8 protein-coding genes are annotated in these 11,222 nt (G+C 30.7%); all 8 read left to right on the top strand.

Annotation, left to right across the window (positions count from 1 at the left end; translation table 11 throughout):
- The first annotated feature begins 153 nt into the window (after positions 1–153).
- The 8 genes from ABWP20_RS17430 to ABWP20_RS17395 all read left to right on the top strand — a co-directional run bounded on the left by ABWP20_RS17430 (position 154) and on the right by ABWP20_RS17395 (position 10,853).
- On the top strand, positions 154–1,980 hold the full coding sequence (locus ABWP20_RS17430; protein WP_353097569.1) for a flavocytochrome c: 1,827 nt from the start codon (positions 154–156) through the stop codon (positions 1,978–1,980).
- A 95-nt stretch (positions 1,981–2,075) separates the two neighbouring features.
- Positions 2,076–2,651 (top strand): TetR/AcrR family transcriptional regulator, encoded by a 576-nt coding sequence (locus ABWP20_RS17425; protein WP_353097568.1) that lies wholly within the window; start codon positions 2,076–2,078, stop codon positions 2,649–2,651.
- Positions 2,652–3,277: 626 nt separating this feature from the next.
- A complete protein-coding gene (locus ABWP20_RS17420; protein WP_353097567.1) occupies positions 3,278–4,465 on the top strand; it encodes a putative glycoside hydrolase in 1,188 nt (395 codons plus the stop codon).
- An 11-nt stretch (positions 4,466–4,476) separates the two neighbouring features.
- Positions 4,477–5,346 (top strand): radical SAM protein, encoded by an 870-nt coding sequence (locus ABWP20_RS17415; protein ID WP_353097566.1) that lies wholly within the window; start codon positions 4,477–4,479, stop codon positions 5,344–5,346.
- A gap of 426 nt (positions 5,347–5,772) precedes the next feature.
- Positions 5,773–7,032, top strand: a complete 1,260-nt coding sequence (locus ABWP20_RS17410) for a uracil-xanthine permease family protein (protein WP_353097564.1) — start codon at positions 5,773–5,775, stop codon at positions 7,030–7,032.
- 138 nt (positions 7,033–7,170) lie between these two features.
- Positions 7,171–8,196, top strand: a complete 1,026-nt coding sequence (gene add / locus ABWP20_RS17405) for an adenosine deaminase (RefSeq protein WP_353097562.1) — start codon at positions 7,171–7,173, stop codon at positions 8,194–8,196.
- Positions 8,197–8,316: 120 nt separating this feature from the next.
- On the top strand, positions 8,317–9,543 hold the full coding sequence (locus ABWP20_RS17400) for a BaiN/RdsA family NAD(P)/FAD-dependent oxidoreductase (protein WP_353097560.1): 1,227 nt from the start codon (positions 8,317–8,319) through the stop codon (positions 9,541–9,543).
- Between the two features lie 17 nt (positions 9,544–9,560).
- On the top strand, positions 9,561–10,853 hold the full coding sequence (locus ABWP20_RS17395; protein WP_353097559.1) for an NAD(P)H-dependent oxidoreductase: 1,293 nt from the start codon (positions 9,561–9,563) through the stop codon (positions 10,851–10,853).
- Positions 10,854–11,222 lie beyond the last annotated feature (369 nt).

The following is an 11,222-nucleotide window of genomic DNA, read 5'->3' as shown; positions in this document are numbered from 1 at the left end:
AAATCCACTATGACCTAATTCATTGTGTTAGGTCATAAAAATTAAAGTTAGATTTTTACTTTTTATATTGACATATAAAAAACAATTGGTATACTTAATAATAGACCGGTCGTCTAGTTTATTTATATTGAGACATATGAAAGGAGACTTAAATTGAATAAAAACAAATTTTTTAGTTTACTATTAGTGTTTTGCTTATTAGTTAGTGGATGTAGTACTACTACTCCATCTCCAAATGACAATTCTTCTACTTCAAAACTTACACCTGGTACATATAAATCCACAGTGGACGGATTTAGTGGAGAGATAGAATTATCCATGGAAGTTGATGAAAATAAAATTTTAAAAATAGAAGTTAAGGAAACTGAAACACCCACTCTTGGAGGAGCAGCAATAAAACAGCTTAAAACAGATGTTATAGAAAAACAATCTTTAAATATAGATACTGTAGCTGGAGCAACAATTTCAAGCGCAGCCTTTCTTAAGGCAGTGGAAGAAGCTTTAAGTCAAGCAGGAGCTAATCTAGAAGATTTTACTAAGGTAGAAGCTGAAGCTAATGAAAATAAAGAAAAGATTTCTCTTTCTGCTGATCTTGTAGTTGTTGGTGCTGGTGGTGCTGGACTTACAGCGTCCCTATCTGCAGCTCAAGGTGGATTAGATGTTATCTTATTAGAAAAAATGCCTATGGCTGGAGGTGCTTCGGCTATGGCTGGTGGTGGTACTAATGCTACTGGTTCTAAAATGCAAAGATCATATGGTATAGAAGATACTCCTGAAATGTTATTTATGGATTTAATGCGTAATGGTAGCTTTAGCAACCATGCAAATACTACATGGATTTACGCTAATACAGTGGGAGAAGCCTTTGATTGGCTTGTAGCAGAAGATGGCGCTGGATTAAAATATAAAGATAATGAACCTAAACCTTCTGCTGAACATAGTGTTGGCAGAACATTTTCGCCAGAGGGGGCTGGTTCGGGAGTAGTTACTTCATTACTTGAGAAAGTAGAAGCTTTGGGAGTTAAGGTTATGTATGAAACTCCTGCAAAAGAACTTATGACAGAGAATAGAGTAGTTAAGGGAGTTAAGGCTGTAGCTAAAGATGGTACAACATATGAGATTGCTGCAAAATCTGTAATACTTGCGTCAGGTGGATATGGTGCTAATGAAGAGCTCTTAACTGATTATGTTCGTTCACTTGCATATGCAGGAGCAGTATCAGCTACTGGAGATGGTCTTTTAATGGCACAAGAAGTTGGAGCTGATTCAATTAACTTAGACAAAGTAAATATACAACCACATAGTATTGTATTGCCAGATGGTAGAGGACAGCATACATACCAAGGTGCATTGGCTATGTATGGTGGTACAGGATCTGTATTAGTTTCAGATAAAGGAGAAAGGTTCGTAAACGAACAAGGAAGTGGTGCTTCTATTAAAGCAAAAATGGAAGAAAATAAACATTCATATTTAATTATGGATGAAGAATCTTTCAATCTATATACTAAAACTTGTATTGCATCTAAAAATTATACTGAAAAACAATTAAATGAGTGGTTAGAAGCCAATGGAACTACTACACCAATATTTGCTAAAGGTGATACTTTAGAAGATCTAGCAAAAATTATTGATATTTCTGGAGATAACCTTAAAGAAACTGTTATTAAATACAATGGATTTGTAGCAAAGGGAGAAGATAGTGATTTTGGTCGTAAGGTTTCTAAACCAATGAATGAAAAAGGACCTTTTTATGCAGTAGAAATGAATTTAAGGTATTATGCTTCCCTTGGTGGACTTCGCATAAATAATAATATGCAGGTTGTTAAAGCAGATGATACTCCTATAGAAGGATTATATGCAGCAGGAGAAATTGTCGGAGGTGTTCTTGGAGATATATATGCTCCTGGAGCTTTATTTGGATGGGCTATGACTAGTGGATATAATGCTGGCAATGCAGTTGTAGATGCCTTAAATAAATAATTTCAAACCCTATCTAATTTAAACTAGATAGGGTTTAACTACATATTAAAGATAGATTTAATCTTATATATTATTTTTACATAGGAGGCTATTTTATGGAAGAGAATATTGATAAAAAAAAGCTTATTCTTAAAAATTCTGCAGAAATCTTTGCTCATAAAGGTTATTTTGGAACAGGAATCAATGAGATATTAAACTCTTGTGATATTCCTAAAGGTTCTTTTTATTATTACTTTCCCGGAGGGAAGGAAGAACTTGCAATTCAAGTATTGCACTATGTTTATGATAAAATGGTAGATGGTATTAATAAAAATATATTTTCTACATCAGATAATGCTGTTATAGTATTTTCAAGAATGTTAGATAGATTATCTACTATTTTTGATAGAAAAAATGTTTTTGAATCATTAGTTATAACTTTTATGGGATTAGAATCTATATATATAAGTGATAGACTATCAGATGAATCTAAGAAAATTTATGAAAAATGGCAAGAGTTTTATAGGGATAAGCTGTTAGATTGCGGATACTCTCAAGATGATGCTAAAGACTATAGTTTAATACTTTTTACTCTTATTCATGGCTCACTAATTTCATGTTGGATTAAACAAGATACTGCAGATTTACAAAGAATGAAAGAACAATTACCTAAATTATTGCCTAAAATATAGTTAGACTATTTTAATTGATTAATGCTTTTATTTATTATCATATAGGAATTTTTTAACAAGATTAAAGGCTAGATATATTATAGTAGAACCAATTATTTTATAGTGAGGTTTTTATCTATACGTTGAATATCAATAAAGGTGTTAAATCATTTACTGTGAACACAGAGTTTATCAGGTAACAATAAATTAAGAAAAAAGATTCAGATTGAATAGGATTTTTGAAGGGTTTTATTATTTGAAGTCATAGAATTGAAAGAAAAGTATTGTAGGTAAATGATGCAAAATATTAATTTTTATATCTTATAACAGAATATTAAAATTATCATTAATTACTTGCGGTATCTTATTAAAAAATATATTATTATTCATATTTGTATATAAAAAGAATCTTTTTAGTATGGATTTATCAATAATTCCATTAAACTAAAAAGATTCTTTTTCTTTAATGGGTAATGCGGATGTCAACTGATAATCATTATTTTTATAAGTATTTTCTAGTTATATATAGGTTGTATTCATGGTTTGCGTATTATATAATTAAAGAGTCAAAAAGGATATAAATTTAGTAATATTAAAGAAATTACTATTAATATGTTCTTTACATGGGTACATATAGGAGGAATTAGATGCAGAAGACTCAAACTAGATTAATTACAACTGTACTTATATCCACTTTACTGTTAGTAGGATGTAACACAGTGAAGTCGAAGACCATAGATAATATAGCTGAAGAAAACTCACCCAATATTATTACAGAGTTAGATTATTTAAGACAACCTTCAGTTAACTGGGCTGCATATAAAGAAAAAGTTGATGTAAAAGCGATTTATATGACAGGATATACTTTGGGACTTAAGAGTAGATATTATGATTTAGTAGATTTAATAGATAAGTCAGAACTAAATGCAGTAGTCATAGATGTAAAAGATGATTTTGGGGAACTGACATATAGGTCCTCTGTTCCTATGGTACAGGAACTAGAAGCAGATAAAACAGTTAGGGATAAAGAGTTCATGGATTCTATGAATCTTTTAATAGATAAGAATATATATCCTATAGCTAGAATTGTAACATTTAAAGATAGATTAGCTGCAGGTAAACGACCTGATTTAGCTGTAAAATCTAAAGATGGTACTATTTGGAGGGATAATAAGGGGGATGCATGGCTTAATCCTTATAATAGAGAATCCTGGGAATATCCTATTCAGATAGCGGAAGAGGCTGCCCTAAAAGGGTTTAAGGAGATTCAATTTGACTATGTAAGATTTCCAACTGATGGGAAAAGAGCTTTAATTGATTATGGAAATTTTAATGAAGAACCAATGAAAGATGCTATTGCTGGATTTCTTAGATATGCTAGAGAAAGATTAGCACCTTATGGGGTATATGTGTCTGCTGATGTATTTGGATTAGTTACAACTACTGAAGATGATATGAACTTAGGTCAGCATTTAGAAACTTTAGCTACTGCCGTAGATATTTTATGTCCTATGGTTTATCCGTCTCATTATGCATTAGGGTCCTATGGTGTTCCATATCCAGATGCAGATCCATATAAAATAGTATATACTAGTATGTCTACAGCACAAAAAAGAATAGATAATATGGATACTGTAGAGCAAAAAGCTATTCTTAGACCTTGGCTCCAAGATTTTTCGGCTCCATGGCTTAAAAAACAATATGGTTCACATTATACACCTTATGGTCCTAAAGAAATAATAGCACAGAAAAAAGCTGCTTATGATGCAGATTTAACTCAATGGATATTTTGGAATGCAAGTAATAAATACACAAAAGAAGGTTTTGAAAAATAAGAGGTGATAAAATGAGATATGAAGGTTCTTTATATAGGCCACCTAGTGAAGCCTATAGTCTAATAATTCAAGCTACCATAGGATGTACACATAATAAATGCACATTTTGTTCCATGTATAAGGATAAAAAGTTTAGAATTAGAAATACAAATGAAATATTAGAAGATCTTCAAATGGGAAGAGAAAGATATAAATATGTAAAGAGAATATTTATTGCTGATGGTGATGCTTTAGCAATAAAAACTGAGGAATTAATAAAGATTCTTTCTTTTATAAAAGAGCAATTTCCAGAATGTGAGCGAGTTGGTGTCTATGGTTCACCTAAGGCAATCTTATCTAAGAGTAATGAGGAATTAAAGAAATTAAAATCTCTTGGATTAGGAATTATATATCTTGGAGTAGAATCAGGATCTGAAAAAATATTAAAAGACATCAATAAAGGTGTAACTAGAGCAGAAATGGTTGAGGCAGGGAGAAGGATAGTTAAATCAGATATAGAGCTTTCTATAACTCTAATTTCAGGAATAGGCGGAAATGTAAATTCTCATGAGCATGCATTAGAATCTGCTAAAATAATTAATGAGATAAATCCTAGTTATGTAGGACTGCTTACTTTATTAGTGGAAGAAGGTACCCCTCTTTATGATGAGGTACAAAATCAAAGATTTACCCTTCTAACGCCTAAAGAAGTTCTTTTAGAAACTAAGGAAATGGTGGAAAATCTTAATGTAAATAATTGTATTTTCAGGTCTAACCATGCTTCCAATTATGTAGCATTAAAAGGAACTTTACCTAAAGATAAAGATTTAATTTTATCTCAAATAGATGAGGGATTACAAATAGCTAATTTAGAGGAAAAAGATTTATTTAGAAGGCTTTGATAATATAATCTTATATTGATATAAAATTAATGATTCTAGAGTTAAAGAAACTTATATATTGGTTACATAAAATGTAACTTAAGATTTAAGGATTCTCAGATAAATTTAGAATTAGCACAAATAGGGGATTTTTTATAAATTCCCTATTTTATATTATAGATATTATTTTTTAATATAACCTAAAGATAAAACACCATAGATAGTATATAGGTTAAACTAAATATCTAAAATATCCATTGATAAATATTTGTATCACTTTGTATATATTTGATCTATAGTATATTTCAATTTCAACAAGTATTTATTATAAAAAATATTTTTTAAAAAACATTGTATAAATACTCAAATAATGATATAATAACTTAGGAAAAAATTTAATACTAAACTTTAAATCAGTCCTGTGAGGCTGGAAAGGAGAGAAAATAAATGGTTGATAACGCGATTAAAAAGTCTGTTTCTTCAGTAGGCGAAGAAATGTCATTATTAGGTAATTCAAAAAAGGTAATATTAGCACTTCAACATCTTATAGCTATGTTTGGGGCCACAGTTTTAGTTCCTATACTAACAGGATTAGACCCATCAATAGCCTTATTCTCAGCTGGTCTTGGTACACTTATATTTCATGCATGTACTAAAGGAAAAGTTCCAGTATTCTTAGGTTCGTCTTTCGCATTTATTCCAGTGATTTTAAAAGTAAAAGAACTTTATAATGGAGATTTAGCTTATGCTCAAGGTGGAATGGTTGTAGCAGGGTTAGTTTATATAATTATATCTTTCTTGATAAAGAGAATAGGAGTAGAGAGAATACAAAAATATCTTGCTCCACAAGTAGTAGGGCCTATGATTATAGTAATAGGCATGAATATGTTGCCGACAGCATTTGGTATGGCAAAAGAAAACCTTATGATAGCAGCTATAACATTGGGAACAGCACTAACTATAAGCTATAAAGGCAAAGGGTTTATAAAGCAATTGGCAATTTTAATAGCAGTTATAGTCGGATATGTATTTTCATATAAAATAGGAATAGTAAATACAGAGGCAATTCATAAAGCGTCTATACTAGCAATGCCAAACTTTAGATTGCCTAAATTTGATTTAGGTGCCATAGCAATTATTGCACCAGTAGTCTTGGCAGTATTTATGGAGCATTTAGGAGATATAACTACTAACGGTCAGGTAGTGGGCAAGAACTTTATAGAAGACCCAGGTTTAAATAGAACATTATTAGGTGATGGCTTAGCAACTACAGTGGCTACATTAATAGGTGGACCTGCAAATACAACTTATGGAGAAAATACAGGTGTATTAGCAATAACTAAAAATTATGACCCATCAATATTGAGACTTGCAGCAGTATTTGCAGTATGTTTAGGTTTCGTAGCAAAAATCGGAGCTTCACTATCAACTATACCAACATCCGTAATGGGTGGAATCTCCTTGATGTTATTTAGTATGATATCCTTAATAGGAGTAAAAACTATAAAAAACCAAGAAGTTAAATTTAACTGGAAGAATATACTTGTAATGTCTACTATACTAGTATTAGGATTAGGCGGAGAATATTTATCTAGTAAATTAGGAATTATAATAGGAATTCCAATAAATGAAAATGTAGCAATATCAGGATTAAGTTTTGCAGCATTAGTTGGTATAGTAATTAATGCAGTATTAAATAGAAAATAGAAAAGTATATAGGAAAATTCCTCTCTATTAATAGAGAGGAATTTTTTATTAGTGGCGAAGTACTGGAAGAATACACATATAAATATTATAATAGCAGTATAGCTAATTGAGATATATAATTCTGAAAGGAGCAATTACATGAACGAAATTTTGATGAAAATACCTAAGATAGAACTGCACTGTCATTTAGACGGAAGTGTAAGACCAGAAACCATGTATGAATTATTGATTCAACAAGGGGAAAATCTAGGAATAACGGATATAAAAGAGTTTGAGAAGCTAGTAAGTATTAAAGAAGAATGTGATTCATTAATTGAATACTTAAAAAAATTTAGTTATCCACTTAAAGTAATGCAAAAATCAGAAAATATAGAGAGGATTACATATGAGCTTTTAGAAGATTTAAGTAAGCAAAATGTAAAGTATGTTGAAATAAGATTCGCTCCATTTCTTCATATGGATAGGGGGCTTACATTTGGCAAGGTAGTAGAAAGTGTTTTAAAAGGTATGGATAGAGCTAAAAATGATTTTAATATATTGTCCAATGCAATACTTATATGTATGAGACATGAAAGTCCAGAAAAAAGCTTAGAAGTAGTACAATATGGGGAGAAATATCTTGGGAAAGGTGTAGTGGCCATAGACTTAGCAGGAAATGAGCAGGATTTTCCGCCAGAGATACACAAGGATGCCTTTGAATTAGGATATAGAAAAGGATACAATATAACTATTCATGGAGGAGAAACTGGTATTGTGGAGAATATCCCAAAATCTATAGAACTTCTTCATGCAAAGAGAATAGGACATGGAATAGCAGCAATAAAAGATACTAAGATTATGGAAATATTAAAAGAAAAAAATATCTTTTTAGAAATGTGCCCTACTAGTAATTTACAGACGAAGGCAGTAGATTCTATAGAAAATTATCCAATAAAAAGATACTTAGAATTAGGTATAGGGGTAACTATAAATACAGATAATACTACTGTATCTAATACTTCATTAGCAAAGGAATATAACCTTTTAATTAATGAAATGAATATATCAATAGAAGAAATATTAAAAATTATAGATAATTCTGTTGAAGCTGCTTTTATTTCTGATGAACAAAAGTTTTTTTTAAGAAAAGTAATTCAAATTGAGTTAAAAGAAATAGGACTTTAGTTGAAAAAGGTGATAGAGATTCTATTACCTTTTTTGATAAAATTATTTTGTTGAAATAGACAAAATTACTAATAAAGTATAAAATATATAACATAGTAAATCTTATAAAGGAGTTTTTCTATGACTAAGAGAATAATAATTATTGGCGGTGGGGCCGCAGGGATGATGGCAGCTCTATCTGCAAAGAAAAATGGCGGAGATGTTATCTTATTGGAAAGAAACGATAGGATAGGGAAAAAACTTTTAGCCACAGGAAATGGAAGATGCAATTATACAAATAGAAACTTAACTATAAATAATTATCATGGCACTAACCCTAAGTTTACATATAGTGCATTGTCAGAGTTTGATGTAGAAAAAACTATCGAATTCTTTGAAAGATTAGGCATAACACCGGCTGTTGAAGATAATGGGAAAGTCTTTCCTCTATCTTTTCAAGCTTCTTCTATGCTGGATGTATTAAGATATGAGATAGAAACACAGGGAATTGAACTAGTTACAGATGCTCAAGTAGTTGAAATAAAGCAAGGAAGAAAATTTACTGTAGTACTTAAAGATAAACGAACATTTGAAGGGCATAATGTAATCATAGCCGCAGGGGGTATGGCATTACCATCCAGCGGTTCTGATGGCAACGGTTATGGTTTATGTAAAAAATTAGGTCATACAATTACAGAAGTATTTCCTGGCTTAGTACAATTGAAACTTGAAAGTAAATTTCTTAAATCATTAGATGGAGTAAAATTTCTCGGAGAAGCAGGGATATACATTGATAATAAGTTAATATTAGAAGATATAGGGGATATTCTTTTTACTTCCTATGGAATCTCAGGCCCCCCAATACTTCAATTAAGCAGAACTGCTTTAGAATATATGAATAAAAATAAAAATGTGGAACTGAGGGTGTCTATAATTCATACTAAGACTCAAGATGAATTATTTGAATACTTAGTAGAGAGATTTAAATTCATGTCCAATAGATCTGTAGATATTGGATTAATAGGATTAATAAATAAAAAGCTTATTATTCCAATACTTAAAGAGATAAAAGTAGATAAAAATAAAAAAGTATCATCTTTATCTAAAGATGAAATAAGAAAACTTTCTCAAATACTTACTTCTTGGCAATTTAAAATAATAGGAAGTAAATCTTGGGGAAATGCTCAAGTAACAGCAGGAGGAGTAAATACAGATGAAGTAAATAACCAAACTATGGAGTCAAAAATTGTTAAAGGGTTATATATCATAGGAGAATTATTAGATATAGATGGAGATTGCGGGGGATTTAATCTTCAATGGGCATGGTCGTCAGGATATATTGCGGGGTTGAATGCAGCTAATAACTAAGAAAGTGGGTAAAATAAATGCTAAATTTAAATAACAAATTGAAAGAATTAGATGAAAGTAATAAACATATAAAAGTATCAATTGTTGGAGCAGGACTTATGGGCAAAGGCATGGTAAGTCAAATGATGTTAGTAAAGGGTATGAAACCTTCTTTAGTTGTTAGCAATAAAATATTTGATGCTATAGAGGCCTATACCTTAGCAGGAATATCTAAGGACGATATTGTAGTCGTAAAAACTCTTGATGAGATTAATATTGCTATGGAGAATAATAAATATGTTGTAACAGATATGACAGAGTATTCTACTAAAGCTAATTTAATTGATGTAGTAGTAGATGCTACAGGTGTACCAGATACTGGTGCTAAAATAGCAATGGATGGTATAGAAAATAGAAAACATGTTGTAATGTTAAATGTAGAGGCAGATGTAGTAGTAGGACCTATACTTAATAGAATGGCTAAAAAAGCAGGCATAGTATATACAGGCACAGCAGGAGATGAACCAGGAGCAGTTAAAGAAATTTTTGATTTTGCAGAAGCAACTGGATTTGAAGTATTAGCAATAGGTAAAGGAAAAAATAATCCAATAGACTATGATGCGACACCAGATACTGTAAAGGAAAAGGCATTGAAGTCAAAACTTAAACCACTGAGATTGGCTTCCTTTGTAGATGGAACTAATACTATGGTGGAAATGGCAGCAATGGCAAATGCTACAGGTTTTATACCAGATATACGAGGAGGATATGGACCAACAACGGAAGTAAATAATTTGCCAAAGGTATATAGCCTCAAAGAAGAAGGTGGAATCTTGGATAAATATAAAATAGTAGACTATGCCCATGGTATTGCACCAGGTGTATTTGTTGTTGTAACCACATCACTTCCACAAGTACATCATGAAATGCAGTTTTTAAAAATGGGTCCTGGACCAAATTATGTACTTTATAGACCATATCATTTAACTAGCTTAGAAACACCTATTTCAATAGCAAAGGCTTATTTTTATAATGAACCTACCATTGCACCTATTTATGATAAACCAGTAGCTGAAGTAATTACAATGGCCAAAAAGGATTTAAAGAAAGGTGAAAGGCTAGATGGAATAGGAGAATATACAGTCCTAGGGAGTATAGACACATATGAAGTAGCAAAAAAGGAGAATTTAGTGCCAATAGGTCTTATAAATGACAATGCAATAGTTAAGAGAGATATCAAAAAAGGTGAATTTATTACTTATGATATGGTAGATGTGGATACTAATACTGCAATATATAAATTAAGGAAGATGCAAGATGGCTTAAGATAAAATCACATTAGAATGGGAACTACCTTGTGTATTTATGAATTATGATAAAATTACTTACTTATATCAAAAAAGTTGAGTAGACTATTTTATAGTTTTCTCAACTTTTTTATTTAAAATGATAATTTCAATTAACTTTTTATGAAATATGTAGAAATATAGCAGAAGATGATGAATGAAAACTATTGTTTTTTTCAAGGGGGGGTATATACTTAATATACGCATCAATGGCTGATTACACAATGCAATTAGTTAGGGTATAGAGGGGTGATTCAAATGAACTAATATAAAGAAATAATAAAATTTGAAAGAATTTTATTATATAAATTGCAATAAACTAATTACATGGTAAAACTAACCAGAAAAAATCTT

The organism is Tissierella praeacuta (genome assembly GCF_040396155.1).
Lineage (GTDB): Bacteria > Bacillota > Clostridia > Tissierellales > Tissierellaceae > Tissierella > Tissierella praeacuta_A.
Note: the sequence above shows the minus strand (reverse complement) of the source record. Positions and strands in the feature narration are given on the sequence as shown.